This window comes from Vogesella lacus, assembly GCF_979366295.1.
Genome location: NZ_CEETQT010000001.1, coordinates 445956 through 472393, shown reverse-complemented (window position 1 = coordinate 472393; position 26438 = coordinate 445956). Strand labels below are relative to the sequence as shown.

General features: G+C 63.2%; 27 protein-coding genes. 5 read left to right on the top strand and 22 right to left on the bottom strand.

All coding sequences use genetic code 11. From position 1 onward, the window contains the following. From gcvT to gcvP, 3 genes are all read left to right on the top strand, one after another. A complete protein-coding gene (gcvT, locus tag ACZ9W6_RS02155; RefSeq protein WP_465189419.1) occupies positions 1 to 1083 on the top strand; it encodes a glycine cleavage system aminomethyltransferase GcvT in 1083 nt (360 codons plus the stop codon). 68 nt (positions 1084 to 1151) lie between these two features. Then, positions 1152 to 1538, top strand: a complete 387-nt coding sequence (gene gcvH, locus ACZ9W6_RS02150; RefSeq protein WP_465189418.1) for a glycine cleavage system protein GcvH — start codon at positions 1152 to 1154, stop codon at positions 1536 to 1538. Positions 1539 to 1691: 153 nt separating this feature from the next. Continuing rightward, positions 1692 to 4547 carry an aminomethyl-transferring glycine dehydrogenase gene (gcvP, locus tag ACZ9W6_RS02145; RefSeq protein WP_465189417.1) on the top strand — a complete coding sequence of 952 codons (2856 nt, stop codon included), beginning with the start codon at positions 1692 to 1694 and terminating at the stop codon, positions 4545 to 4547. Between the two features lie 92 nt (positions 4548 to 4639). Here gcvP and ACZ9W6_RS02140 read toward each other — a convergent pair whose 3' ends face one another. Further along, positions 4640 to 4867 carry a hypothetical protein gene (locus ACZ9W6_RS02140; RefSeq protein WP_465189416.1) on the bottom strand — a complete coding sequence of 76 codons (228 nt, stop codon included), beginning with the start codon at positions 4865 to 4867 and terminating at the stop codon, positions 4640 to 4642. Positions 4868 to 4912: 45 nt separating this feature from the next. Continuing rightward, the gene (locus ACZ9W6_RS02135; RefSeq protein ID WP_465189415.1) at positions 4913 to 6562 is read right to left on the bottom strand and encodes a methyl-accepting chemotaxis protein; all 1650 of its coding nucleotides are present in this window, start codon (positions 6560 to 6562) and stop codon (positions 4913 to 4915) included. Between the two features lie 118 nt (positions 6563 to 6680). Between ACZ9W6_RS02135 and ACZ9W6_RS02130 the strand changes: the two genes are divergently transcribed. Together ACZ9W6_RS02130 and ACZ9W6_RS02125 are read left to right on the top strand one after the other, a co-directional pair. Next, positions 6681 to 7577 (top strand): DUF808 domain-containing protein, encoded by an 897-nt coding sequence (locus ACZ9W6_RS02130; protein WP_465189414.1) that lies wholly within the window; start codon positions 6681 to 6683, stop codon positions 7575 to 7577. Between the two features lie 80 nt (positions 7578 to 7657). After that, positions 7658 to 8959, top strand: coding sequence for a hemolysin family protein (locus ACZ9W6_RS02125; RefSeq protein ID WP_465189413.1), 1302 nt, complete (start codon positions 7658 to 7660; stop codon positions 8957 to 8959). A 64-nt stretch (positions 8960 to 9023) separates the two neighbouring features. Here the strand turns inward: ACZ9W6_RS02125 and ACZ9W6_RS02120 are convergent, their stop codons facing one another. From ACZ9W6_RS02120 to cybH, 20 genes are all read right to left on the bottom strand, one after another. Further along, complete coding sequence (locus tag ACZ9W6_RS02120) at positions 9024 to 9599, bottom strand: HupE/UreJ family protein (RefSeq protein ID WP_465189411.1); 576 nt, start codon at positions 9597 to 9599, stop codon at positions 9024 to 9026. A 177-nt stretch (positions 9600 to 9776) separates the two neighbouring features. After that, positions 9777 to 11111 (bottom strand): PAS domain-containing sensor histidine kinase, encoded by a 1335-nt coding sequence (locus tag ACZ9W6_RS02115; RefSeq protein WP_465189410.1) that lies wholly within the window; start codon positions 11109 to 11111, stop codon positions 9777 to 9779. A gap of 12 nt (positions 11112 to 11123) precedes the next feature. Further along, positions 11124 to 12563: a nickel-dependent hydrogenase large subunit gene (locus ACZ9W6_RS02110; protein ID WP_465189409.1), complete on the bottom strand. Its 1440-nt coding sequence runs from the start codon at positions 12561 to 12563 to the stop codon at positions 11124 to 11126. After that, on the bottom strand, positions 12560 to 13552 hold the full coding sequence (locus ACZ9W6_RS02105; protein ID WP_465189408.1) for an NADH-quinone oxidoreductase subunit B family protein: 993 nt from the start codon (positions 13550 to 13552) through the stop codon (positions 12560 to 12562). The genes ACZ9W6_RS02110 and ACZ9W6_RS02105 overlap by 4 nt, the downstream gene beginning before the upstream one ends. Before the next feature lies 1 nt (position 13553). Next, positions 13554 to 14990, bottom strand: coding sequence for a sigma-54-dependent transcriptional regulator (locus ACZ9W6_RS02100; RefSeq protein ID WP_465189407.1), 1437 nt, complete (start codon positions 14988 to 14990; stop codon positions 13554 to 13556). A 65-nt stretch (positions 14991 to 15055) separates the two neighbouring features. Beyond that, on the bottom strand, positions 15056 to 16096 hold the full coding sequence (gene hypE / locus ACZ9W6_RS02095) for a hydrogenase expression/formation protein HypE (protein ID WP_465189405.1): 1041 nt from the start codon (positions 16094 to 16096) through the stop codon (positions 15056 to 15058). Continuing rightward, entirely contained in the window at positions 16093 to 17220 is a 1128-nt protein-coding gene (hypD, locus tag ACZ9W6_RS02090) for a hydrogenase formation protein HypD (RefSeq protein ID WP_465189404.1), read from the bottom strand. Before hypD ends, hypE begins: the two co-directional genes overlap by 4 nt. Then, positions 17217 to 17453 carry a HypC/HybG/HupF family hydrogenase formation chaperone gene (locus tag ACZ9W6_RS02085; RefSeq protein WP_465189403.1) on the bottom strand — a complete coding sequence of 79 codons (237 nt, stop codon included), beginning with the start codon at positions 17451 to 17453 and terminating at the stop codon, positions 17217 to 17219. Before ACZ9W6_RS02085 ends, hypD begins: the two co-directional genes overlap by 4 nt. Next, positions 17432 to 19744 (bottom strand): carbamoyltransferase HypF, encoded by a 2313-nt coding sequence (gene hypF / locus ACZ9W6_RS02080; protein ID WP_465189402.1) that lies wholly within the window; start codon positions 19742 to 19744, stop codon positions 17432 to 17434. Before hypF ends, ACZ9W6_RS02085 begins: the two co-directional genes overlap by 22 nt. 6 nt (positions 19745 to 19750) lie before the next feature. Beyond that, positions 19751 to 20746, bottom strand: coding sequence for a hydrogenase nickel incorporation protein HypB (gene hypB, locus ACZ9W6_RS02075; RefSeq protein WP_465189401.1), 996 nt, complete (start codon positions 20744 to 20746; stop codon positions 19751 to 19753). 48 nt (positions 20747 to 20794) lie between these two features. Beyond that, positions 20795 to 21136 carry a hydrogenase maturation nickel metallochaperone HypA gene (hypA, locus tag ACZ9W6_RS02070; RefSeq protein ID WP_465189400.1) on the bottom strand — a complete coding sequence of 114 codons (342 nt, stop codon included), beginning with the start codon at positions 21134 to 21136 and terminating at the stop codon, positions 20795 to 20797. Next, positions 21129 to 22124 (bottom strand): hypothetical protein, encoded by a 996-nt coding sequence (locus ACZ9W6_RS02065; RefSeq protein ID WP_465189399.1) that lies wholly within the window; start codon positions 22122 to 22124, stop codon positions 21129 to 21131. The genes hypA and ACZ9W6_RS02065 overlap by 8 nt, the downstream gene beginning before the upstream one ends. Continuing rightward, the gene (gene hybE, locus ACZ9W6_RS02060) at positions 22121 to 22606 is read right to left on the bottom strand and encodes a [NiFe]-hydrogenase assembly chaperone HybE (protein WP_465189398.1); all 486 of its coding nucleotides are present in this window, start codon (positions 22604 to 22606) and stop codon (positions 22121 to 22123) included. Before hybE ends, ACZ9W6_RS02065 begins: the two co-directional genes overlap by 4 nt. Further along, positions 22603 to 22815, bottom strand: coding sequence for a rubredoxin (locus ACZ9W6_RS02055; protein ID WP_465189397.1), 213 nt, complete (start codon positions 22813 to 22815; stop codon positions 22603 to 22605). Before ACZ9W6_RS02055 ends, hybE begins: the two co-directional genes overlap by 4 nt. Further along, positions 22812 to 23699: a hydrogenase expression/formation protein gene (locus tag ACZ9W6_RS02050; protein ID WP_465189396.1), complete on the bottom strand. Its 888-nt coding sequence runs from the start codon at positions 23697 to 23699 to the stop codon at positions 22812 to 22814. The genes ACZ9W6_RS02055 and ACZ9W6_RS02050 overlap by 4 nt, the downstream gene beginning before the upstream one ends. Beyond that, positions 23696 to 24148 (bottom strand): thioredoxin domain-containing protein, encoded by a 453-nt coding sequence (locus tag ACZ9W6_RS02045; protein ID WP_465189395.1) that lies wholly within the window; start codon positions 24146 to 24148, stop codon positions 23696 to 23698. Before ACZ9W6_RS02045 ends, ACZ9W6_RS02050 begins: the two co-directional genes overlap by 4 nt. Positions 24149 to 24166: 18 nt before the next feature. Beyond that, positions 24167 to 24484, bottom strand: coding sequence for a HypC/HybG/HupF family hydrogenase formation chaperone (locus ACZ9W6_RS02040; RefSeq protein ID WP_465189394.1), 318 nt, complete (start codon positions 24482 to 24484; stop codon positions 24167 to 24169). Continuing rightward, positions 24484 to 25101 (bottom strand): HyaD/HybD family hydrogenase maturation endopeptidase, encoded by a 618-nt coding sequence (gene hybD, locus ACZ9W6_RS02035; protein ID WP_465189393.1) that lies wholly within the window; start codon positions 25099 to 25101, stop codon positions 24484 to 24486. The genes ACZ9W6_RS02040 and hybD overlap by 1 nt, the downstream gene beginning before the upstream one ends. A 145-nt stretch (positions 25102 to 25246) precedes the next feature. Then, positions 25247 to 25561 (bottom strand): HigA family addiction module antitoxin, encoded by a 315-nt coding sequence (locus ACZ9W6_RS02030; RefSeq protein ID WP_465189392.1) that lies wholly within the window; start codon positions 25559 to 25561, stop codon positions 25247 to 25249. Positions 25562 to 25675: 114 nt separating this feature from the next. Next, positions 25676 to 26380: a Ni/Fe-hydrogenase, b-type cytochrome subunit gene (gene cybH, locus ACZ9W6_RS02025; protein WP_465189391.1), complete on the bottom strand. Its 705-nt coding sequence runs from the start codon at positions 26378 to 26380 to the stop codon at positions 25676 to 25678. Between the last annotated feature and the right edge of the window lie 58 nt (positions 26381 to 26438).

Genomic DNA, 26438 nt, shown 5'->3' with positions numbered 1-26438 from the left:
ATGACAGCCCTGCAACACACCCCGTTCTACGACGCACACATCGCTTCCGGCGCCAAGATGGTTGACTTCGCCGGTTGGGAAATGCCCATCCATTACGGCTCGCAGCTGAAAGAGCACGAAATCGTGCGTACCGATGCCGGCATGTTCGATGTTTCGCACATGACTGTTGTCGACATCACCGGCAGCGACGCTAAAGCCTGGTTGCAGAAACTGATCGCTAACGATGTGGCCAAGCTGGGCTTCGAAGGCAAGGCACTGTACTCCGGCATGCTGAACGAGCAGGGCGGCGTGGTGGATGACCTCATCGTTTACCTGACCGCGACCGGCTACCGCATGGTAGTGAACGCCGGCACGACCGAAAAAGATCTGGCGTGGATGGACAAGCAGTCCGCCGGCTTTGACGTGAAGCTGCAAGTGCGCCGCGATCTGGCGATGCTGGCCGTTCAAGGACCGCAGGCTATCGACAAGGTATGTCTGGTCAAGCCGGAGCTGGCCGAAGGCATCCGCGCACTGAAAGTATTCCAGGGCCTGCCGCAAGGCGAGTGGTTCTACGCCCGCACCGGCTACACCGGTGAGGACGGTCTGGAAATCATGGTTCCGGCTGCCGAAGCCATTACCTTCTTCAACCAGCTGAAAGAAGTTGGCGTATCGCCTATCGGCCTGGGCGCGCGTGACACCCTGCGTCTGGAAGCCGGCATGAACCTGTACGGCCACGATATGGACGAAACCGTCTCCCCGCTGGAAGCCGGCATGGGCTGGACCCTGGCCTTTACCGAAGGCCGCGATTTTATTGGCCGCGCCGCGCTGGAAGCGCAAAAGGCTGCTGGTGTCGCCATGAAGCAGGTTGGCCTGGTGCTGGAAGGCCGTGGCGTACTGCGCGAAGGCCAGAAAGTCGTGGTGGATGGCCAGGAAGGCATCATCACCAGTGGCACCTTCTCCCCGACCCTCAAGCATTCCATCGCCATCGCCCGTGTACCGGCCTCGACCGGCGCAGTGGCCCACGTTGATCTGCGTGGCACGCTGACCGAAGTGCGTGTGGTGAAAATGCCGTTCGTGCGTAACGGCAAAAAGGTTTTTGAATAAGTCTGGTGTATAACGCAGGGCGAGAGACGACAGCCCTGCCGAATCCTTACCCAATCTGGAGAGTAAACATGAGCAACATTCCTGCAGAACTGAAATACGTATCCAGCCACGAGTGGCTGCGTCTGGAAGCCGATGGCTCCGTTACCGTTGGTATTACCGAACACGCACAAGAGCTGCTGGGCGACATCGTATTCGTCGAGCTGCCAGGTGTTGGCGCTGCGCTGGCTGCCGATGAGCAGGCTGGTGTGGTCGAGTCCGTGAAGGCTGCTTCCGACGTATACGCGCCTATCGCTGGTGAAATCCTCGAAGTGAACGCCGAACTGGAAGGTCAGCCTGACCTGGCCAACAGCGATCCGTACGGCGCTGGCTGGTTCTTCAAGATCAAGCCGGCCAATGCCGCTGATCTGGATGCCCTGATGGACGCGGCTGCTTACGCGGCCGAAATCGGCGCCTGATGAAATGACCCTGCCGTGGCAACGCGGCAGGGTTTTGTTTTTGTGTTGCCCAAACACAGGAAAGACCCGTCTGGCCAGACTTGCGGCCAACCTTGGCCACAGCCGTTTTTCCTGTGTTTCTGTAACTGACTGTATCCATTCGGAATCGAAGACATGTCGCTCTCGCAACTCTTCAATCATCAAGAATTCATCGCCCGCCATATCGGCCCGTGCGAATCCGAAAAAGCCGAAATGCTGGCCTATATTGGCGCCAAATCGGTAGAAGATCTGGTGGCACAAACCGTGCCGGCCGGTATCCGTTTCAACCGTGCGCTGGATCTGCCAGCCGCACAGCGTGAAGTCGACGCGCTGGCTGACCTGAAAGCCGTCGCCGGCAAGAACGTGGTCAACAAGTCCTTCATCGGTCTGGGCTACTACCCGGTGATTACCCCGGGCGTGATCCTGCGCAATGTGCTGGAAAACCCGGGCTGGTACACCGCCTACACCCCGTATCAGGCTGAAATCGCTCAGGGTCGTCTGGAAGCACTGCTGAACTACCAGCAGATGATCATCGACCTGACCGGTCTGGAAATGGCCAACGCCTCCTTGCTGGACGAAGCCACTGCCGCCGCTGAAGCGATGGCCATGGCGCGTCGTGCCTTCAAGGGCAAGTCCGAGCAGTTCTTTGTTGACAGCCGCGTACTGCCACAGACCCTCGACGTACTGAAAACCCGCGCCGAATACTTCGGTTTCGAGCTGGTACTGGGGCATCCGGAAGAAGCCGGCAATGGCGACTACTTCGGTGCCTTGTTCCAGTATCCGGGCGAAGCCGGCGACCTGCTGGACCAGACCCCGTACATCGCCGCCGTCAAGGCCAAGGGTGCGATGGCGATTGTCGCTGCCGACGTAATGGCGCTGGTGGCACTGAAATCGCCAGCCGAAATGGGCGCAGACGTGGCCGTGGGTAACACCCAGCGCTTCGGCGTGCCAATGGGCTTCGGTGGCCCGCACGCTGCCTACTTTGCCTTCCGTGACGACCAGAAGCGCTCCGCGCCTGGCCGCATCATCGGCGTGTCGATCGACACCAAGGGCAAGCCGGCACTGCGTATGGCGCTGCAGACTCGCGAACAGCACATCCGTCGCGAAAAAGCCAACTCCAATATCTGCACCTCGCAGGTACTGCTGGCCAATATCGCCGGCATGTACGCCGTCTTCCACGGTCCGGAAGGCGTGAAGCGTATCGCTGCGCGCATCCATCGCATGGCTGCCATCTTCGCTCACGCGGTGAAAGCTGCCGGCAGCAAGCTGGTATTCGAGCGTTTCTTCGATACCGTACAGGTTGAGCTGGGCGCGAATGCGGCCAACGTTTACGCTGCCGCGCTGGCTGCCGGCATCAACGTGCGTGACGCCGGCAATGGCGTGTTGGGTGTCGCCTTCCACGAAGCCGCGACCACCGCTGATCTGGCCAAACTGGTTGAAATCTTCACCGGCAAGGCTGCCGACATCGCCGCGCTGGACGCTGCTGCCGCTGACGCGATCCCGGCCGCGCTGAAGCGTGAATCCGCCATCCTGTCGCATCCGGTGTTCAACACGCATCATTCCGAGCACGAAATGCTGCGTTACCTGAAAAAGCTGGAAAACCGCGACCTGGCGATGAATCACTCGATGATCAGCCTGGGCAGCTGCACCATGAAGCTGAACGCGACCAGCGAGATGATCCCGATCACCTGGCCGGAATTCGCCAATATGCACCCGTTCGCCCCGCGCGATCAGGCCGTTGGCTATCTGGAAATGATCGATGCACTGCAGCAGCAGCTGATCGCCATCACCGGTTTTGACGCCATCTCCATGCAGCCGAACTCCGGTGCGCAGGGTGAGTACGCCGGCCTCTTGGCGATCCGTCGCTATCACAAGAGCCGTGGCGAAGCCAACCGTACTGTCTGCCTGATTCCGCAATCCGCCCACGGTACCAACCCGGCGACCGCGCAGATGCTGGGCATGCAGGTAGTCGTGGTGAAGACCGACGAAAGCGGCAACGTTGACATCGCCGACCTGAAGGCCAAGGCTGAACAGCATGCGGCCAACCTTGGCTCGCTGATGATTACCTACCCGTCCACCCACGGTGTGTTCGAGGAAGGCATCAAGGAAATCTGCGAAATCGTGCATGCGCACGGTGGCCAGGTTTACATGGATGGCGCCAATATGAACGCCCAGGTTGGCCTGACCCGTCCGGCCGACATCGGTGCTGACGTATTGCACATGAACCTGCACAAGACCTTCTGCATCCCGCACGGCGGTGGCGGCCCAGGCATGGGTCCGATCGGCATGAAGTCGCATCTGGCACCGTTCATGGCCAACCACGTGGTGTCCGAAGTGCCGGGCGCTGTCGCCGGTCAGAGCGCGGTTTCCGCTGCGCCGTTCGGCTCGGCCTCGATCCTGCCGATCTCCTTCATGTACATCCGCATGATGGGCGCGGAAGGTGTGAAGCACGCGACCGAAATCGCGCTGTTGAATGCCAACTACCTGATGAAGAACCTGTCGGCGCATTACCCGGTGCTGTACACCGGCAGCAATGGCCGTGTGGCGCACGAGTGCATCATCGACCTGCGTCCGCTGAAGGCCGCCTCTGGCGTGACCGAAGTGGATGTGGCCAAGCGCCTGATGGACTACGGCTTCCACGCGCCGACCATGAGCTTCCCGGTAGCGGGCACGCTGATGATCGAGCCGACCGAGTCCGAGTCCAAGGCCGAGATCGACCGCTTCATCGCGGCGATGGTGTCTATCCGTCAGGAAATCGACAAGGTACAGAACGGCGTATGGCCTAAGGACAACAACCCGCTGTGCAATGCCCCGCACAGCAAGTCCGACATCGCCGGCGAGTGGACCCGTCCGTACAGCCGCGAGGAAGCCTTCTTCCCGCTGCCTTACGTGCTGGAAAACAAGTTCTGGCCTAGCGTGAATCGTATCGACGATGTGTATGGCGACCGCAATGTAATTTGCAGCTGCCCGTCCATCGACAACTACGAGTAAGCCTGCGAAGGTTGGCCGCAAGTCTTGCGGCCAACTTGCCAAGCCATGAAAAAAGCCACGCATTGCGTGGCTTTTTTCATGGCAGAAGCCGCTCAGGGCTTTTTCTTGTCTGCTTCTTTTTTCTCTTCGTCCTCATCGGTGCCGGCGACGGCCTTGACACCGGCAGCGGTCACATCGACAGCCGTGCCGACAACGGTGGCACCGATCTTGACCGTGGTGGCCGCGACGGTCACTGCCGCATCGGCAACCGCCAGAACGGCGCAGCCGGAAAGCAGGGTGCTGGCAGCGAGGGCGAGTAGCAGGGGGCGCAAGAGCAGCATGTGAGGACTCCGGTTGATATCGCCCGGCAGTCTAGCGTGTCGGCTTTACTTTGTCTTCCCCGTTGCATGGCCGGCCTGACCAAGATTATTCAATAATTGCTGCAGCTGCCCGGCCATGGCCTGCAGGCCTTGCGCCTCGCCCTCAACCTGGCTGGCACTGCCGAGGCTGTTGCCGGCCATCCGGCTGACACTGTCTATGCTCTGGGCGATGTGGTTGCTGCTTTGCAGCTGCTCTTGCAGCACATGGTGAATGCGGTTCATCGCCTCGATGCTGCTGACGGTTTTGCCCTCGATAACCGAAATCGCCTGGCCGGCCTTGTGCGCCTCGTCCGAGCTGTTGAGTACCTGGCTGATGCCGTGCTGCACGCCCTCAACGGCGCGTTGCGAGGCTTGCTGGATGCCGCTGACCATGGTCTGGATTTCCTGGGTGGCGCGACTGGTGCGCTCGGCCAGATTGCGGACTTCATCGGCCACCACGGCAAAGCCGCGACCGCTTTCACCGGCACGCGCAGCTTCGATGGCGGCGTTCAGTGCCAGCATATTGGTCTGATCGGCAATTTCGCTGATGGTATGCACGATGCGGCCAACCTCGCGGGCGTGGTTTTCCAGCGAGTTGATCACGTCCGAGACGTGTTGCACCGATTCGGTGGCGGCAGTAATGGCCAGTGCCGAATTGGAAATGACCTGGCCGCTCTGTTTGGCCTCGTCGCCGGCCTGACGCACGGTTTCCAGCGCGTGGCGGGTATTTTCACCGACCTGGGTCATGCTGCTGTTCATCTGGCTGATGGCGCTGCCGATTTCGTCGGCGGCGTGGCTTTGCGTGGCGGTGTCCTGCCTGACCTGGCTTGCCAGCCGGACGATATTGCTGCTGCTGTGTTGCAGCGAGCTGGAAACCTGCTGCAGGTGATTGATCAGACTCTGCTGACCATCCAGCAGATCATTGAAGGCCTCGATGCAGGTGACAAGCTCGGGTACGCCACCAACAGGCACCCGGGCAGACAGGTCGGCCTGCTGGCTGATCTGGCGGGCGGTGCGGGTCAGCGCCAGCATCGGGCGCACCAGCAGGCGACTCAGATACAGCGCGTAGGCCAGCATGATGATGCCGCCAGCGATAGCCAGCGTGGCGCTGACGGTGATTTCCATGCCGATAACCCCTTCGACATTGCTGCTGCTCTGGCTCGAGTCTTGCTCGATGGTGTCGGTCAGCTGCTCCATGCCGGTTTCCAGCGCCGAGAAGTCGTCTTCGAATGACTTCAGCGTGGCAGGAATCTTGTCAGGCTGGCTGGCAATGATGCTCATCATCTGCTGGCCGGTATCCAGATAGCGCCGGATCAGCGGCAGGGTGTTGTCGATGGCCTGATGTACAGCAGCGCTCTGGCTGATTTCACGATTGCTGTTGACCAGCTGCAGGAACTTGTCGGCGTGTTCCTGCAGATCTTTGGCCGCCGCAGTGATGCCGGCGCTATTACCGCCCTGGTGGTTGTACAGCGCGGCCAGCACGTCGGAGCGCACGGCATCGTGCATCATGTCGGCCTCGGTCTGCTGGCGGATCATCTTTTGCGTAACCAGTAACTCGGCAATGATCTGTTGCAGATGCTGGCTGTTGACGATGGATGAGCCGCCCAGCAGACAGCTGGTCAGAATGGCAATGGCGGCCAGCAAAAAAAGGTGGCTGCGGATGGATAGCTTGTGCATGGCGCGGGCCCGATGATGGCTGTACTCATCCTTTATAGTGACTGGGGCGGGAATGTCATCAGAATGTCTGCAGGCTGGAGTATGATGCTGCACATGTAAATTGAATGGCGAGGTGGATATGGCAGGTGCCAGTCTGTTGTTGTTGCTCGATGATATTGCCGCGGTGCTCGACGATGTGGCGACCATGACCAAGGTGGCAGCGCGCAAGACAGCCGGTGTGCTGGGCGATGATCTGGCGCTGAATGCCCAGCAGGTATCGGGTGTTGATGCCGATCGCGAGTTGCCGGTGGTGTGGGCGGTGGCCAAGGGCTCGATGAAGAACAAACTGATCCTGGTGCCGGCGGCGCTGCTGATCAGTGCGTTTATCCCGTGGCTGATTACGCCTTTGCTGATGGCCGGTGGCTTGTTCCTGTGTTTCGAGGGCGCAGAAAAGTTGTTGCACAGTCTGTTGCCACATGCAGATGGCGAGGCGACATCAGGCAGCGAGAATGATGTCGCCGACAATGTCGAGCAGGACAAGATCGCGGGGGCGGTACGTACCGACTTTATTCTGTCGGCCGAAATCATCGTGATCGCACTGGGTACAGTGGCCAGCCAGCCGCTCTCGACCCAGCTGGCGGTATTGTCGGCAGTCGCGGTGCTGATGACGGTCGGGGTTTATGGCCTGGTGGCGGGCATCGTCAAGATGGATGATGCCGGGCTTGCCTTGTGCTGCAAGCCTGCCGCTTTCAGTCAGTGGCTTGGTCGCGGGCTGTTGGCGCTGGCGCCACGGCTGATGCGTTTGCTCGCCTTGGCCGGCACGGTGGCGATGTTCATGGTGGGTGGTGGCATTCTGAGTCATGGCATACCGCTGGTGCATCACCTGATCGCCGACTGGGCCGGTGTCACAGCGACGCTGCCGGCAGGGGCGTGGTGGTCATGGTTGGCCGCACCGTTGCTGGATGCGATCTTCGGTTTGCTGGCCGGCTTGCTGGCCGCCATAGTCTGGCAGGGCATCGCCCGACTGCGACATTAGTTTTCGTTGAAAGTTTGAATGATGGAAGCCCTGATGTAGAATCGGGGCTTCTTCATAACGAGGGGTGCTCCTCTAGTCCGATGGACATATTGATTATTCTCGTGCTGTTCTTCCTGAACGGTATCTTTGCAATGGCTGAAATCGCCATTGTCTCTTCCCGCAAAGTGCGCTTGCAGCAATGGGCTGACGAGGGCAATAAAGGGGCGGCTGCCGCGCTCAAGCTGGCTGACGAACCGACCCGCTTCCTGTCTACCATCCAGATCGGCATTACCCTGATCGGCATTCTGTCCGGTGCATTCGGTGAGGCCGCGATTGCCGACAAACTGACCCCGTACTTCGAGACCATGCCGCTCTTGGGCGAGTTTGCCCGACCGCTGGCACTGGGTATTACGGTACTGCTGATTACCTATTTCTCGCTGATTATCGGCGAGCTGGTGCCCAAGCGTATCGGTATGCAAAACCCGGAACTGCTGGCTTCGATAATGGCGCGGCCTATGCTGCTGCTGGCACAGATTGCCCGCCCGCTGGTACGCCTGCTGAGTCTGTCGACCGAAACCGTGATGCGTGTACTGGGTATCCGCAAGAACACCGACCCTTCGATTACCGAAGAGGAAATCAAGGTCTTGATGGAGCAGGGTGCCGACGAAGGGATTTTTGATCGGGCCGAACAGGAGCTGGTCGAGAACATCTTCAGCCTTGACGAGAAAAAAGTCGTGTCCATCATGACCCAGCGAAAAGAAGTGGTGGCGCTGGATATTGAGGACCCGCTGGAAGAAAACCTTGCCATCATCAAGCGTAGCGTGTTTACCCGTTACCCGGTGTGCAAGGGCGGTTTCGAGAATGTGCTGGGTTTTGTGCAAGCGAAAGACCTGCTGCAACGCCTGCTGGAAGAAAAATCGGTGAGTCTGGCCGAAATGGTCCGTCCTGCCTTGTATGTGCCTGAAGCCATCACCCCGATGCAGCTGCTGGAACAGTTCAAGCGCACGCGCAACCATACCGCGCTGGTGGTGGACGAGTATGGCGAGATCGAAGGCCTGGTAACCATCAATGACGTGATGGAAGCCATTGTCGGTGATATGCCGACCGATGCCTCGGACACCGACGAAGAAGCCGTACAGCGTGAAGACGGCAGCTGGCTGGTCGATGGCATGATGGCACTGGATGACTTCAAGGAACGTTTTGATCTGGACTCGCTGGAAGGCGAGGAAACCGGTAATTTCCAGACGCTTGCCGGCTTCGTGATGTTCATGCTGGGTCGTGTGCCGGTGACTGCCGACAAGGTCGAGTGGAACGGTTTCGTGTTTGAGGTGATGGATATGGATCGTACTCGTATCGACAAGCTGCTGGTGATTCCGCCGCCGCCGGCTCCGGATGCTGATTAAATCCGGACTGCAATAAAAAACGCCACGAGATAATCGTGGCGTTTTTTGTTTGTGCTGCTTGTGCTCAGGCAAGGCCGGTCAGCATCGCTGCACCGCAAGCCGCGATGGCGGCACCTGCCAGCTGCACGACGCGTGGCAAGCGTGTCTGCAGCTGTTGGCCTGCCAGCAGACCCACCAGATGTAACAGGCCGGTAGCGGCAAGGAAGCCCAGCATATAGATTGCCAGCGAGCCGCCAGGCGCTTCGCTGCCATGAGCGTGGCCGTGCAAGAGTGCAAAGGCGGCAATCAGCACAAGGCCAGCCTGGCCGGAAGTCTTGTCGCCACCGGCTACCATCAGGCCCAGCACCAGTACCGACAAAGCAATGCCGCTTTCGACCAGTGGCAGGCTGATGGTCAGCGCGGCCAGCACGCTGCCGGCCAGCATGCTGATCATGAACGTCGCTGGCGCCAGCCAGGCTTTGGCGGGTTGTTTGGCGGCCCACAGGCCGACAGCCAGCATAGCCAGCAGGTGATCCAGCCCGGCAACCGGGTGGCTCAGGCCGGAAAATAGTGTGAAAGCGTGGTCATGGCCGGTATGTGCCAAGGCGGGCAGGCTGGCCAGCAGGCCCAGTGTGGCGAGGGTCAGGCGGGTGTGACGCATCGTGGTCTCCGTGACGGTGTTGTTATGTGTAAAGCGCTGTTGTTACAAGAAGTGTGCCAGTGGCTTGTAATAACTAACCATTTGAAATTGTTGGGGAATTTCAGGGTTTTGCAGCGAGGGACTCTCAGGGGTGAGAGCTTGCTTGCCGCTTTGTGCACTTGGCCGGCAAGCAAGATGTCAGCTACCGGCTGGCAAGGTCAGCGTGAAGCAGGCACCGCCAGCGGGCAGATTGCCGGCTTGCAGCTGGCCGCCGTGCTGCTCGACGATGCCATAGCTGATGGACAAGCCGAGTCCGGTGCCTTTGCCTACGGGTTTGGTGGTAAAGAACGGGTCGAAGATGCGTGCCAGGTTGGCCGCATCAATGCCGGGGCCATTGTCGCTGATAGTCAGACGCACCATGTCAGCTTGCTGATCCAGCGTGAGCTGCAAACGTGCATGGCTGACGGTTTCCACGGCGTCGTAGGCGTTCTGGATCAGATTGACCAGTACCTGCTGCAACTGGTTGGCCGAGCCGGTTACAAGACATGGCTGATCCAGGCCGCGGCAATCGGTTTCGATGCGCAAAGGTGCCGCCTGCGATACCCAATGCAGCGCGCGTTTGCAGCACTCGGCCAGATCGACCTGCTGGCGCTGGTCGCTCTCGATGGCGGAAAAACGCTTCAACGCATCCACGATATGGCCGCTGCGTTCGGCCCCTTCCAGCAGACCGGCAGTCAGTGACGGCAGGTCGGCCAGCAGCCGGTCTATCTTCAGTTGCTGGCGCAGATTAGCCTGAGTGGCAGATTGCGGCTCGGCATGAATGGCGGCCAGATACTGCTGCAGTTTGCCGCCATAACGTTGCATGGCGTGGCTGTTGCCGACAATAAAGCTGATCGGGTTGTTGAGCTCGTGTGCGACGCCAGCCACCAGCCGGCCCAGCGACGCCATTTTCTCGGCCTGCACCAGTTGGGCCTGGGCCGCCTTCAGCGCCTCATGAGTCTGCTGCAGCTCGGCATACGCTCTTTTCAGCTCGCCCAGCGGGCGGCCAACGGCGACAAAACCGGTATAGCGGCGCTGGGCATCAAACAGGGCGCTGACATTCCAGGTCACCGGGATGGTCTCGCCGTGACGGGCAATCAGCGCCATTTCGATGTCAGAGCCCTCGGCATTGCCGGTAGCCAGGCGCTGCTGCAGCCTTTCGCGTTCATTCTCGCCGGGCACCAGATCGGTCAGCTTGCAGGCGGTCAGCAAGTTTTCGCCCAGGCCGGTCAGCTCGATCATGGCACGGTTGACCTGGCGCACCTGACCCAGCGTGTCACATACCACCATCACATCGGTCATGGCGGCCAGCACGCCCTCGGTGAACTGGTGAGAGGCGGCCAGTTCGCGGTGCTTGGCTTCGAGGGTTTCCTGCGATTGCACTAGCTCGGTATAGACCTGGTCCATGCGGCGGATCACGTCTATCCATGCTTCTTCGGCCAGCTCGTCGCCGCGACGGGTCGCTTCGCTGGCATTCTGGTAATAACTGTTCATGCGGCCAACCTTTTACTGCACCGTGCAAACCTGGCACGGGTCAAAACTGCGGACAATATGTTGTACCGCCAGCGCCTTGCTGTCGTCGGCTGCCGTGCCTATCAGCGCGGCCTCAAGCGGGCCGGGCTGGCCATCATCGTCGCGCGGCGAGAAATTCCAGGTGGTGGGGGCAATGATCTGGTAACGCTGGATGCGATTGCCGTCCAGCGTAATCCAGTGCCCGAGCATGCCGCGCGCCGCCTCGGCCAGGCCTTCGCCCTGTGCATAGACCGGATGGGCGGGCAGGGCATGCATGAAGGGAGCCTCCAGCGCGAGGGCCTGCAGCCATTTTTCCATCTCGGGCAGCAGCAGCGCCATTTCGCGCACCCGCGCCAGTACGCGGGTGAACACCGTGCTGCCGTATGTCGTGTACAGATTGCGGCATAAGGCATCGCGCCGCATCAGGCCGCGTGCCAGCGCGCCGGTTTGAGCCGGGCGGCCATCCAGCCGCGGTGCCTTGCTCCAGCTGTAGGCGTTTTTCTTGTCCGGTGTGGGGACGGTATCGCCTTGTGACGGGTGACTTTGTCCGAAATCCATCAGCCAGGCATGGCGCGTATGTTCGCGAATCTCGCTGCTGTCCAGCACATTGGGAAAGCCATTCTGCCAGACGCCGGCCGGCGACCATGCCGAGGCGCCGTCGATATAGGCCGGGCCGCTGATCGGCACGGCGCTGCAGCTACCCAGCGTGTGTAGCGACAGCGATGGTGCCAGCAGGATGAAGCGGCTGAAATCGGCATCCGGCGTGCGCTCGGCATGTTGTTGCAGCGCCTGGCCATCGCTGATGGCAGCGATCTCTTCCAGCCGGCAACCGAAGGTTTGTTGCTCCAGAAAACGGCGAAAAGCCGCCAGCCAGTGCTGCAGGCGGATGCGTTCGGCGGCCGACACCGTGCGGCTGACGCCGCCTGGCTGGATCGCCAGCGTATGCGGCCAGTGGCCGGCCAGCAGACCCATGAAGCGCATCAGCGTGGCGCGTGCGGCCAACATCGGGCTGTGGGCACTGCCTTCCACGGCCTTGAAGCGGGCGCGAATGGCCGGGTGCCACGGCTGGGCCGCATACTCGTCACGCGCAAAGTCCGGCATGAAGAACAGGTAAAAATGACTGAGATGGTCGGCAATATTCTCGACGGCGTGAATCAGGTTGATTACCCGCTCGCCGTTTTCGGCCGGGCGAACATCATAAAGCTGGGCCAGCGCGCGCGCGGCGGCCACGGATTGCGACACCGAGCAGATACCGCAGATGCGCGGCACGATGGCCAGCGCATCCAGTGCCTGGCGGCCAAGCAGAATGCGCTCGAAACCGCGGAACAGCCCGCTGGTTGCTTCGGCCGCGGCAACCTTGCCATCCTCGATATCCAGTGTCAGGGTGAGGTCGCCTTCTACGCGCCCCATCGGCCCCAGTATGCGTCGGCTCATGGTGTGTTCTTTTTTGGCAGTGAAGGGGGCAGGGTCAGGCGGTCTGCCGTGGCATTGGCCTTGACCCGGGTCGGCGTGGCCGATTTGGACAGCGTCGACAATGCGACAAACCAGGCCTTGGGCATATCGGTAGGCAGGCCGACCGGAAAACCGGCGATTTTCGGCGTTTCGAAAAAGCCGTGACCCGGGTCGGCAAAGTCTGGTGCAGTGCAATTGATGCATGGGTAGCCACCAGTCAGGCAAGAGCCTTCGCCATTCCATGGCCGGATATTGCAGTCGGCATGTGCCTGGGTGCCCTTGCAGCCGACAAACTCCATCAGGCAGCCTTGCTGGCCGGGCGCTTCGGCGCTGGCCTTGAATTCGTAAAATTCGTTCTTGTCACAGCCGTGGTGCACCAGCTTGTCGGCGTAAAAGCGTGGCCGGCCGAGTGGATCCAGATCACTGCTCTTCAGCACGCCGGCGGCCAGCATGGCCAGTGTCTCCAGCACCCAGCCCGGATGGGTCGGACAGCCGCTGATATTCACCACCGGCAAGCCGGCATGACTGCGAAACTCGGCACCCAGCAGGCCGCCGCCTTCGCTGCCGTGCCAGGCCAGACCCGTCGCACCGGTCAGATTGTCGCCGGCGGCGGTAATGCCACCGTAAGCGGCACAAGTGCCTACTGCGACCACATAATCAGCACGTTGCGCGAGGCGGCGGATGGTGTGCTGGTAGGGCGAGTGCTCGGGGCCATGAATGTGGAAGCGACCATCAGCCCCGGTCATCACCGAGCCTTCCAGGCACAGGATGTCGATCCCTTCGCTGGCCAGTTGTTCCAAGAGGGCGATGGCCTCGTCACCGCTGGCTTCGCTCAGCGAGGGGTGATAGGCAAGGCGGATGCCGCTATCGGTCAGTGCGGTCAGAAAGTCCGGCGATTCGGCGCACAGCACCGACAGCGTACAGCCACCGCAGCCGCCCGATTGCAGCCAGACCATGGTTTTGTTGCTCATATCACTCCAGTCCGAAGCGCGACAATTTGCTGCGCAGGCCGACACGCGACAAGCCCAGCTCTTCTGCGGCGCGGGTCTTGTTCCAGCGGTGGCGGGTCAGGGTTTCCTTGAGGATGCGCATTTCCAGCGCCTCCAGCCGGGTTTTCAGATCGCCCTCGATGCTGGCGAGAAAGGCCAGCTCGGCCACCTGCTCTTCGGCGGCAGCCTGCAATACCTCGGGCGACAGCAGCTCGGCCCCCAGCGCATCGCCATCAGCCAAGACCAGCATGCGGTGCAGCTCGTTGCGCAACTGGCGCACATTGCCGGGCCAGCGATAGTGGCGCAGCGCCTCCTGGGCGTCCGGCAGCAGACTCAGCCCCGGTCGCTGGTAATGGCGGCGGGCATCATCCAGCAGGTGCTCGGCAATCAGCGGGATGTCGGCCGGCCGCTCGCGCAGCGGTGGCACCGTAACGGTAAAGGCCGACAGCCGGTAGTAGAGATCCTCGCGGAAGCGGCCCTCGCGTACCAGCTCGGTCAGCTTGCGGTTGGTGGCGGATACCACGCGCACATCGACTTTCAGCGCGCGATTGCTGCCCACCGGGCGGATTTCGCCTTCCTGCAGCACGCGCAGCAGCTTGGCTTGGAAGGCGGGCGAGGTCTCGCCGATTTCATCCAGAAAGATGGTGCCGCCGTCTGCCTGCTGAAACAGGCCGACATGATCCTGATAAGCACCGGTAAACGCGCCGCGCTTGTGGCCGAACAGCTCGCTTTCCAGCAGTTGCTCCGGCATCGCTGCACAGTTTTCCACCACGAATGGCCTGTCCTTGCGGTGGCTGGCGTAATGCAGCGCCCGCGCCAGCAGTTCCTTGCCGACGCCGGATTCGCCCTCGATCAGCACCGCAATATCAAAGCCGGCCACCCGCTCCAGCAATTCGCATACCTTGTCCAGCGGGCTGCCGGCGGCGCGGGTGATATTGGCCAGCGCATGGCGACTTTTTAGCTCGCGGCGCTTGCTGTCGACGCGGCCTTGCAGCCACGGTGCCGAGCTTTTCAGCTCCACATTCAAGAGCTCGTTATCCTGCTGCAGGCGGAACAGCTCTACCGCGCCCTGCACCGTCAGCATCAGGCTCTCGGGGTGCCACGGTTTGAGCAAGTACTGGTAAATGCCGGCTTCGTTGATGGCGGCGATGATGTCGGCGTTGTCGGTGTAGCCGGACAGGATGATGCGCACCACCTGCGGGTGGCGTTCGCGTACTTCGCGCAGCAAGGCCACGCCGGTGGTGTCCGGCATGCGCTGGTCGGTCACGATCACCTGGATGAACTCGCTTTCCAGAATCGCCAGTGCCTCGGCGGCATTGCTGGCGACAAACAGCGTGAAGTCGTCTTCCAGCGTGCGGGTCAGCGCCTCCAGCGAGCGGATTTCGTCGTCAACCAGCAATACAGCAGGCTGGGTACTCATGGCGCTTCCTTTGCGGGTGAGTGCGGTAATCAAGGGGCATGCGGGGATTCTATCCGGTTTGCGCGTCAGCAGATGCGCGGCAGCATCTCGCCGCTGAGCCAGTCGAGCAGGCGTTCACCGCCAAAGCTGGTTTTCACCCGCACAAAGTGGTGCGGATCGGCCACCACGCGGCCAACCTTGGCCGCATGCTGCCCCAGCGGATGGGCGCGCAGCGCGGCCAGCGCGGCATCGGCCTCGGCGGCCGGGCAGATGGCAATCAGCTTGCCCTCGTTGGCTACGTACAGCGGATCGAGGCCCAGAAACTCGCAGGCAGCCTTCACCGCCGGCTGCACCGGCAGCGCATCCTCATCCAGCACCATGCCGACGCCGGATTGCTGCGCCAGCTCGTTCAGCGTGGTTGCCAGGCCGCCGCGGGTCGGATCGCGCATCAGGCGAAGGCCGGGGCAGGCGGCCACCAGGTTGGCCGCAAGAGTGTGCAAGGCGGCGGTGTCCGACACGATGGGGCTGGCAAAGCCCAGACTCTCGCGCTGGCTCATCACCGCCATGCCGTGGTCGCCCAGCGTGCCGGACACCAGGATCACGTCGCCATCCCGCGCCTGGCTGCCGCACAGCTTCACGCCCTCGGGCACCACGCCGACGCCGGTGGTGGTGATGAACACCCCGTCACCGTGGCCGCGTTCCACCACCTTGGTGTCGCCGGTCACGATACGCACACCGGCGTCACGGGCGGCGGCGGCCATGCTGTCGACAATGCGCTTGAGGTCGGCCAGTGGCAGGCCTTCTTCCAGAATGAAGCCGGCGCTCAGGTACAGCGGCGTCGCCCCGCCCATCGCCAGATCGTTCACCGTGCCGTGCACCGCCAGACAGCCGATGTCGCCGCCGGGAAAGAACAGCGGCGAGATCACGTGGCTGTCGGTGGCGATGGCCAGCCGTCCGCTCGGCGGCGGCAGGATGGCCTGATCGTTGCCCTGGCCGAGGTAGTCGTTGTGGAAGGCCGGGGCAAACAGCTCGTCCACCAGCTGGGCCATGGCACGGCCACCACTACCGTGAGTCATGTCGATGCGGCCGTTTGCCAGATCAAGCGGGCGCAGGTAGGGCTTTTTCATGCGGTGGCCTCTTGTGGTTGGCCGGTAAAGCGGCCGTAGTGGTAGTGCGCGGCACAGGCGCCTTCGCTGGACACCATGCACGAGCCCAGCGGGTTATCCGGCGTGCAGACAATGCCGAACACCTTGCAGTCTTGCGGTTGTTTCTGTCCGCGCAGGATGGCGGCGCACTCGCAGGCCTTGTGATCCGGCACGTGGCGGTAATCAAGGCCAAAGCGCCGCTCGGCATCAAACCCGGCGTAGTCGGGGTGGATGGCGAGGGCGGAATCCGGCACCTGGCCGAGGCCGCGCCACTCGAAGGTTGGCCGCAATACCATGGTTTCGGCCACCACGGCGCGGGCGGTGGTGTTGCCGGACGGGGTGACGGCACGGGTGAACTGGGTTTCCACACCCACCTCGCCACGGTTGATCATCTCTACCAGCATCAGCACCGACTGCAGCACGTCCAGCGGCTCGAAACCGGCAATCACCACCGGCTTGGCGTACTGCTGCGACACCGCGTGATACGGGTCGCTGCCGATCACGGTGCTGACATGGGACGGGCCGATGAAGCCATCGAGCTGCACCGCATCGCCGGCGGCCAGCAGGTGCGCCATCGCCGGCGGCGTCAGCACGTGGTTGCAGAACACGCTGAAGTTTTTCAGACCCTCGGCACGGGCCGCCTTCAGCGCCAGCGCGGTAGGCGGGGTGGTGGTTTCAAAACCGATGCCGAAGAACACCACTTCGCGCTCTGGGTTGTCGCGGGCAATCTGCAGCACGTCGGCCGTGGAGTACACCATGCGGATGTCGCCACCCTGCGCCTTGGCCTTGTACAGCGACAGCTTGTTGCTGGCCGGCACCCGCAGCGTGTCGCCATAGGTACAAACGATGGCCTTGTGCTGCAAGGCCAGCTCAATGGCCGAGTCGATGCGGCCGATGGGCAGCACGCACACCGGACAGCCCGGGCCGTGGATCAGGCGGATGTTGGCAGGCAGCAGGCCGGTAAGGCCATAGCGGGCGATGGCGTGGGTGTGACCACCGCAAAATTCCATCAGCCGGTATTCGCGTTGCGGGTCAACGGCTTCACGGATGCGCTGGGCCAGACCGCGGGCAATGTCGCCGCGGCGGAATTCGTCCACGTATTTCATGGCTGTTGCTCCTGCGGCAGGGCCGCCAGTTCGTCCATTAGCGCCAGGGTTTTTTCGGCCTCGGCAGCGTCGAGTTTGCCGATGGCGTAGCCCACATGCAGGATCACGTACTCGCCGGGCTGGACATCGGGCACCAGTGCCACCGATACCTCGCGCGTTACGCCGTCCACCTCCACCCGTGCATTGTCGCCGGGCAGTCGGGCTATCACTTTTACTGGCAGGGCCAGGCACATGGTGCAGTCTCCTTGTTGAGTAATCGGTGGCGGGCCACCCAGGCCTGGCCGACGGCCAGACCGCCGTCGCCGGCTGGGAGTGCCTGCGGGTAGTAAACCGTGAGGCCGGCGGCCTGCAAGGCGGGTAACAGCGCAGCCAGCAGGCGGCGATTGGCGACGCAGCCGCCGCCGAGGGCGATAGTCTTCAGTGCCTGCTGACTGGCGGTGCGGATGATCCAGTCGGCCAGCGCGGCGGCCAGCGTGGCATGCCATTGACTGGCGATGGCGCGGGCATCGTGTTGTGTGCTCAATGCCTGCAGCAAGATGTTCAGTTTCAGCACGTTGGCCGCATCGATGTGCCAGTGGCCGGCCAGCGCGCTGGCGGGTGTGGCCAGCGCTTCGAGCCGCTGCGGGGCTTCGCTGTCGAAATCTTGCCGCAGGCACACCCCGGCCAGCGCGGCCACCAGATCGAAATAGCGCCCCAGGCTGCTGCTGTCGGGGCAGTTGAGGCGGCGGGCCACTTGCTGCGCCAGCAGGGCAAAGGCCGGTTCGTGGCCAAAGCGGCGGGCGGCGTCGTCGGGCCGGCCCTGTTGCAGCAGCCAGCCGGCGGCCAGCCGCCACGGTTCGCGGGTGGCGGTATCGCTCCCCGGCAGGGTCAGCGTAGCCAGATGGCCCAGGCGCTGGCAGTCGGCACCCTCGACCCGTAGCAGTTCGCCGCCCCAGGCACCGCCATCCTCGCCCAGGCCGAAACCGTCGATGGCCAACCCCAGCACCGGGCCGGTCAGGTGGTGCTCGGCGCAGACGGCAGCAATGTGGGCATGGTGGTGGCCGACGCTGATCAGCGGCACGCCGGCCGCGGCGGCGAGGTTGGCCGCATGGTCGCTGGCAAAGTGCTGGCCGTTGTCGCAGGCAATGGCCGCGGGGCGCACGCCGGTCAGCGTCTGCAACTGCGTGATGGCCGCTTCCAGTGCGAGGCAGGCGGCGGGGTGGTCGAGGTCGCCGACATGGGCGCCGGCAATCGCCTGCTCGCCGCGCAGTACCGCTGGCGCGTTTTTCAGATAACTGCCGGTGGCCAGAATGGCCGGCCCGTCGGCGGACAGCGGCAGCACTTCCGGCACGTGGCCGCGGCTGCGGCGCAGCATGGTGCTGCCCAGCGCATCGACGCGCTCGACGCTGTCGTCGCTGCGGGCATGGATGCCACGGTCGTGCAGCAAAAAGCCGTCGGCGATGCCGGCCAGTGCGGTTAGTGCCTCGTCGTTATCGATGGCCACCGGTGCGCCGCTGGCGTTGCCGCTGGTCATCACCAGCAACAGCGGTTGGGCGTCGGCCAGCCAGCCGCTGCCGGCGGGGCGGCCGGCAGCCTCGTGCCACAGCAGCAGGTGCAGCGGGGTGGGCGGCAGCAGCACGCCCAGCTCGGCAAGGCCCGGTGCCAGTGTGTCGGGCAATGCGGTTTCGCCGCGCGGCAGCAGCACGATGGGGCGGCTCGGGTGTGTCAGTCGTTCGGCGGCGGCCGGGCTAATGGCCACCACCGGCTGCAGGCTGGCCAGGTTGGCCGCCATCAGCGCCAGCGGTTTGCCGGGTCGGTGCTTGCGCTGGCGCAGGCGGGCGATGGCCGCGGCATTGCGCGCATCGCAGGCCAGATGAAAGCCACCGCTGCTTTTGATCGCGACAATGCCGCCGTCTTGCAGGGTGGCCAGTGCCAGTGCAATCGGGTCGCCGGCCACGCGCTGGCCATCGGCAGCCAGATACTGCAGCTGCGGGCCGCAGTGCGGGCAGCAATTGGGCTCGGCGTGAAAGCGGCGGCTGGCCGGATCGTGATAGTCGGCCTCGCAGGCCGGACACTGCGCGAAGCCGGCCAGCGTGGTGTGGCGGCGGTCGTAAGGCAGGGCGCGGGTAACGCTGTAGCGTGGGCCGCATTGCGTGCAATTGATGAAAGCATGACGCCAGTGGCGGCCGGAAGGGGCGAACAGCTCGCCCAGACAGGCCGCGCACGGTGCGCTATCGGCCGGCAGCCGCACGCTGGCGGCACTGCCTTCGCTGTGGCGGATGCAGAACAGGGTGTCGCCGGTAGGCGGCAGTGCACGGCAGCTCAGGCTGTCCACCTGCGCCTGCGGCGGCAGGGTGGCCAGCAGCTGGCGGGCAAAGGCCTCCAAGTCCGCGTGTTCGCCCTCGGCCTCGATACAGACGCCATCCGGCGTGTTGGCGACGTGGCCGGTCAGCGCCAGCGCCTGCGCCACGCGCCAGACGTGCGGGCGAAAGCCCACCCCTTGCACGCGGCCTCGGGCCAGCCATTGGCGACGTTCGCGCGACATACCCACTCAGCCTTGTGCCAGCTGTGCTTCCAGCGCAGCGACTTCGGCTTTCAGCGCGGCCAGCTCGGCCAGTTGTGCGGCGCGTTCGGCGCGCAGGGCGCGGGCTTCGATCAGGCCGAAAGCCAGCCACTGCAGCCAGCCGTCCATGCCGTCGCCGGTCTTGGCTGATAGCTGCAAGACCTCGATAGCCGGATTCACGCGGCGGGCGTAGGCAATACAGGCATCAATGTCGAAATCCAGATGCGGCAGCAGGTCGGTCTTGGTCAGCACCATCAGGCTGGCGGCGGCAAACATGTCCGGGTATTTCAGCGGTTTGTCCTCGCCCTCGGTGACCGACAGGATGGCTACCTTGTGCGCTTCGCCCAGGTCGAACGCGGCCGGACAGACCAGATTGCCGACGTTTTCGATCAGCAGCAGGCTGTCGTCCTGCAACGCCAGCGCGTCCAGCGCCTGGCCGACCATGTGCGCATCCAGATGACAGCCTTTGCCGGTGTTGATCTGGATCGCCGGTGCGCCGGCGGCGCGGATGCGTTCGGCGTCGTGCGCGGTTTGCTGGTCGCCCTCGATCACCGCCAGCGGCGTCGATGCGGCCAACCGTTGTACGGTGTCGGTCAGCAGCGTGGTCTTGCCCGAGCCGGGGCTGGACACCAGATTCACCGCAAAGATGCCGCGCTCGGCCAGATGGCGGCGGTTGGCCGCCGCGTACTGGTTATTTTTGCCGAGGATGTCCTGCTCGATCTTTACCATCCGTGCCTGGCTCAGGCCCGGTGCGTGGGCGTGGGCCGGCCCGTGGCCGTAATGATGGGTGCCCTCGCTTATCTGCAGCGGATTGCTGTCTTCGGTGACCACCGCGGCGGGGGCTGCATGCTCATGAGCATGTACATGGGGGTGCGCATGGTCGTGGTGGTGGCCGGCATTCTTCGAGCGATACGGGTATTTCACTGCAGGCTTTTTGCCTTCGATGCTGACATTGCCTTCGGCACAGCCGCAAACGGTACACATGAGTTGTCCTTTCGATTTTGTCTGGCGTCCATAGTTGGCCGCAGACGTTTATTCCACTTCCAGTTCGGCCACGCGCATCTCGTCGCCGCCGCTTACCTGTACCTGATGTTTGCCGCAGGCGGGGCAGGCATCAAAGCGCGCATGCACCGTCACCGGCGTGCTGCAGGCCAGGCACCAGCCTTGGCCGGGGATGCGTTCGATGTGCACCTGTGCACCGTCGGCCAGGGTGTCGCGCAGTACCACGTCGAGACAGAAGCTGAGTGCCTCGACTTCTACGCCGGCCAGTTCGCCCACTTGCAGCCACAGCTGTTTGACGCGGCGAAATTGCTGCGAGGTGGCGTGTTCTTCTAGTAGCTGGACAATGCCTTCGGCCAGTGACATTTCATGCATGGCAGCTTTCCTTGTCATTTTGGTTTGCCAGTGTAATGGCAACGCAGGGGTCGATCAGCAAGAGTCGGCGATAAATGGCTTCATCACTGCCGCTTTGCGCTGCTTGTGCCATGCAGCCAGCGGGGTGGGCATGCCATAGCGTCGGCGGCAGGATGCGGTAAGCCGCCACGCGGCCATCGTCGCCCAGTGTGGCCAGATGCAAGAGCGGGCCGCGGGCGGTTTGCACACAGGCCAGCCCGGCCGGGCCCAGCCGGCTGGATGTGGCGGCGGGCAGTTGGCCGCACAGGGCATCGGCCAGCCCCAGCAGGCGGGCAAGCAGACGGTCGGCGCTGACGTGGCCGGCGTCCAGCCAGTCTTGCAGCAGCGGCTGGTAAGTGGCGAGTGCGCCGGTTTCTACCGCGCGGCCTTGCCACTGCGGCTGGGTGCTTAGCCAGTCTGTCTCTGTGGCGAGGGTTGCTGCATCGGGCAGGATCTGCAACACCGGCAGGGGCTCGGGTTTATCATCCAGCAGCCTGGTCAGCGCGCGGGCGGCGGCGGTGCTGCCCTGGCTTGCCCAGTGTTGCCAGCCCGCCAAGTCGCAAGCTCGCCAGTTGGCGATATCACCGCCGAAAACGCTTTCAGCGGCGAGTCTTTGCAGGGCTGGCATCGACCCGGCCTCGCCCAGTGCGCGTACTTCGTTCGCGGCAATGCGTTGGCCGCAGGCTGGTGCCCAGTCCAGCAGCCAGCGGCGCAGGGTTTCGCGGATCGCTTCTTGCTGCACGGCGTGCAAGGCATCGTCACCGGCGCGAATAGGCATGCCTGCGGCAGCAGCCAAGGCCAGGCGTGCGGCCAAGCCTTGGGCGTGGCCACACAACGCAAACAACGACGGTGCCAGCCAGCTCACCTCATCCGGCAGACGGCCGACAAACAGCTGCTCGGCCGCCAGTCGTGGCCAGTGCACGCGCACGCCGTCGGCGCTGCGATGGATGCTGATGGCGTCGTTGCTCATGCACGTAGCCCGAACAGACGGCGCCGACTCAGGTCCGGCCCGGTGGACGGCGGCGGCGCGGGCGGCGTGCACAGCAGCTGCAACACCTCGCGGGCGGTGGCTACTGCGCTGTCGTGATCGGCAAACTGTGGCAGCGGCGAAAACAGCGAACACATCAGGTAAGGGCCGATGGCCGCCTCGTGCCCGCCGATAAACGGCATCTGGCCTTCTGGCAGCGCCAGCAGGGTTTCTTCGCCGCTGGCGACCGCCGGCAAGGGCGCTTCCCCCGGCAACAGCATCAGGTTGATGAACCACGGCGTTACCATCACCCCCAGCCAGCCGCCTTGCCAGGCGTGAAACCCCACCGCCTCGACGCGGATGGCCGGATTCAGGATGGGCACATCCTGCATGCGGGTGGCGTGGATCAGCCGGTAGGTGGTTTCCAGCTCGAACGAGGGGTCATGCGGCCAACCTTCGCGGGCAGGGTGCGGGCGGGCGCTCATGGCAGCACCATGAACTGCTCGTGCGCACCGTCGCACACCGGGCAGCGCCAGTGCGCCGGCAGCGCGCTGAACGAGGTGCCGGGCGGAATCTGCCACACGGCATCGCCCTCGGCCGGGTCGTATACCCACCAGCAGATTTTGCATTCCAGCCGTGCGTCGTCGGCAATGCGATTGTCGTGGCCGAGGAAACTGCCTTCAAAGGTATTCATGCGGCCTCGCCATTCAGCCAGAGCAGTGCTTCTTGCAGGCGGTCGATGGCATCGGCGATGTCGTCGGCCGCGGCCAGCGCCACCTCGGGCAGGCGGCTGATTTCCAGCGTATCCAGCAGAATGGCGTTCATGCCGTTGAAGTACTGTACCCGCCACACGTTTTGCAGGCGGGTGGCCATCACACGGCACTTGCCGTAACCGCGCGAGAACACACCGCTGTTGCCGCCGCCCAGGTTGGCGTCGATATAGGCCATGTCTTCCGGCGTCATCGGCAGCAGGCTGAAGTTGATCACATGATCTTCGTCGCCATCGTGATAATTGGCCACCCGCTCGGCCACCTCGGCCAGTACTGCCGGCGCATTCATCAGCGCCACGCCGGCCGGGTCGAAGGGGGTGAAGTCGCGGCTGCCAAAGGCTCGCGCCTGTTGCCAAACCGCCACCGGCATCGGGCCGGCCTCGATGCTGTCGGTCAGCGGCTGGCCATCGGCGGCCAACTCCAGCACGCGCCACACGCCAGCAAACACCGACTCCTGGATCAGCAACTCGCGGCCATCCACACATTTGACGCGGGCGCTGACTTCACCTTCGCCCAGCAGCTGGCTGATCAGGGTGCGGCTTTCGCGATCCAGATGGTTGAGTGTCAGCGACGGGTAGGGCTCGCTGTGGCCATCCCACGCCTGCATGCGGCGAATGAGCTCGCCGACCAGTGCCTTGGCATCAGACAAATGGGCGGTTTCTTCGGCCGTTGGCAGATAGGGCATGTCGAAGCCGTCCAGCTCGCGCGGCATCGGCATGTAGCTCAGGTCGGGGTCGACCGGTTGCGAGCCGGGGCCGATGCCGACTACCGGAATCGGAAACGCTTTGGGCATGATGAACTGGCTCATGACTGGCAGGCTCCGGCAGGGGTGGCACGGTTGACGGGGATGCCGACGGACGGCGGGCGGCGGGTCGGGGCGGCCAGCAGTTCGGCAAAGCGGTGCACCACCTCCGGCCAGTCCATCAGCCCGACAATCACGCCGGTGTACTCGCCACCACGCAGGAAAACCAGTGCCGGAAACTTCAGGACACCAAAGCGTGCGGCCAGCTCGCGGCTGTCGGCCGGATTGGCCCAGCAGACCTGACAGGTGTGGCCTGGCAAGGCTTTCAGCACTTCGGGCACGATCACCGCGTTATCGGCGACTTCGGGAAACTGGTGCGGGTCGGCGCTAAGCATCACGATCAGGTGGTCGTGGCTGGCGGCCAGGGCGTCAAGGTTGGCCGCAGCGGTCTGCGGGTAGCCCAGCGCGCTCAAGCGGCTGGCAACGCTGTCAAAAGTGGGGATGAAGGATTGCATGACAGGCCTTTGCAGGAATCAGGAAAGCGGTTTGGCTGGAGGCTGCAGATGTGGCGGCAGTTGCGGCTCGCGCGACAGCAGGTCGGCGAAATAGTGTTCGGGCTGATAGTTGCCGGCTAGTGCGGCTTCCAGTGCGGCAATGGCAGCGAGCAGATCGGCGGCGCGGTGCTCGTCCAGCTGTTCGCGGGCCGCGCCGGTAAAGGTGAGCAGCCAGTCGCCGGCAGCGGCTTCGCCGACCAGGCGCGTGTCGATCTCGACCAGCTGGCCATCACGGTCGCGGCAGCGGGCGCTGAACCAGCCCGGCTCGACCACCTGCATCGGTACGCCCAGGCACATCAGCTGCACTCCCCGTCAAACAGTACGCGGGCGTCGCCCACGCGGCAGGCTTGCTCGGCGCTGGGGCGTTCGTTCTCGTAACGCTGCATGTCGAGGCTGGCATCGTTGAGGCGGCTCTCGCCCGGTGATCTTGGCGTGGCGGTGATGCCCCATACGGCCAAGGTCTGCACCGCCAGCTCGAGCGCGGCCGGCAGTTGGCCGCGCACCGCTGGTGACAGGCTACCGCCGTAGTCTTCCAGCTCCACCGGCTGTACGCCGATCAGGGTAATTGCCTGCGGCAGTGCGCCTTTGAGGTCGGCCAGTGCCAGCACCTCGGAAAAACCGGTCTGGTGCAAGCTCATTTTCTTGGCGGTGAGGTAGGCGGGCACGGCGTCGTCGTGATAGGCGCGCAAGGTGCCGGGTGGCAGGCCAAAGTCGATGGCGTCGAGAATCAGCAGCTTGTCGGCCTGTTCGACATAGGGCAGCAACAACAGCCCCTGGGTGCCGCCATCGATGATCTCGACATTGGCCGGCCAGTCAAAGCGGGCGTACAGCGCTTCGGCCAGGCGCACGCCGAAGCCTTCGTCGGCCCACAGGATGTTGCCCAGGCCAAGTATGGTGATATTGGGAGCTGTCATGCCGCGTCTTTGCTATGTAACGGATGGCGTTACATACACAAAAGCCGTGCCAACTTTGGCAGGGCACGGCAGGGCGGGCAAGTGACTGATTTTATGGAGTTAAGCAGTGATCGTGCAGCGGAAGTCATGCGGCATGTGGTAAGAGTTATTCCACTTTGGCAGTTGTGCTGGATGATTGCTTTTCGTTGTAGCTCGGGCGGGCCAGCTGTGCCAGATCCCAATCGCCCTGCAGGGCCAGCCAGAAGCGCGCATGCAGGCCGAACAGCTGGCCCAGCTTGATGGCCGTGTCGGGGGTAATGGCGCGGTGGCCCTGGATGATCTCGTTCAGCCGGCGGCGCGAGATGCCCAGCAGCCGTGCGGCTTCGGTCTGGCTGAGTCTGGCCGGCTGCAGAAAGCGGCTGTGCAGGAAGCGGCCGGGTGCAATGGGGGTGCGGGGGGCGGCTGACCGTCTTGTTTGCATATCGGCTCCGGAAAAAGAGGGCCGGTCAAAGACCGGCCCAAGCACTACTACACTCACAACACAGTTACCTGCTGGCCAGCGCTGCCGGGGCAGCGTGTCGTGGCCATGACTTGATCAATCCTTGAACATGCGAAAGCCGCTGATCATGGTGGAGACCATGCTCTGCTTGGACATGATGTCTTCGCGAATGGCGGCATAGACGTGAATCATCACGAACAGCAGGATCGCCCACATGCCGAGGCGGTGCCAGCTGTGTACATCGAGGCTGTTGCCGAAAGCGACGATTACCCAGTGGAAGGCGCTGTGTGCCCAGCTGCCTTCGCCGGTGCCTTCGCCATATAGCGCAAAGCCGGTGGCAATCATGAAGATGCAGGCCCACAAAAAGCTGGCCATTGCAATCTGGCCGACCGGGTTGTGGCCGATGTACTTTTTCGGATAGCGCTCGAGAAACAGATACCAGCGGATCTCGAAGAAGAATTCCTGCCACCATGCCTTGTCCCACACCGGCACCAGAATGATTTCGCGCGCATGGTGATTGCCGACCAGTGCCCAGTACAGGCGGCCGATCAGGCCGGCGGCCAGGATGTAGCCGGCGGCAAAGTGGGCAAAACGGATATAGCCCATCAGGTACTGGAAGGTGGCTTCGCCGGGCATGCTGGGCAAGGGCTTGCCGATAAAGTAGCCGGTCAGCGACAGGGTGATGATGCAAAGCACGGTTACCCAGTGCCACAGCCTTACCGGCGCCTCGTAAACATAGACCGAGGTTACCTTGCGACCCAGCCCTTGCGGAGCCTTGCCGTCAAAGTCGTAACTCTTCATATTCTTGCTCCTGTTGAATCGGCAGTAACCCGCGGCAATGACTGCAGCCATTGCCGCG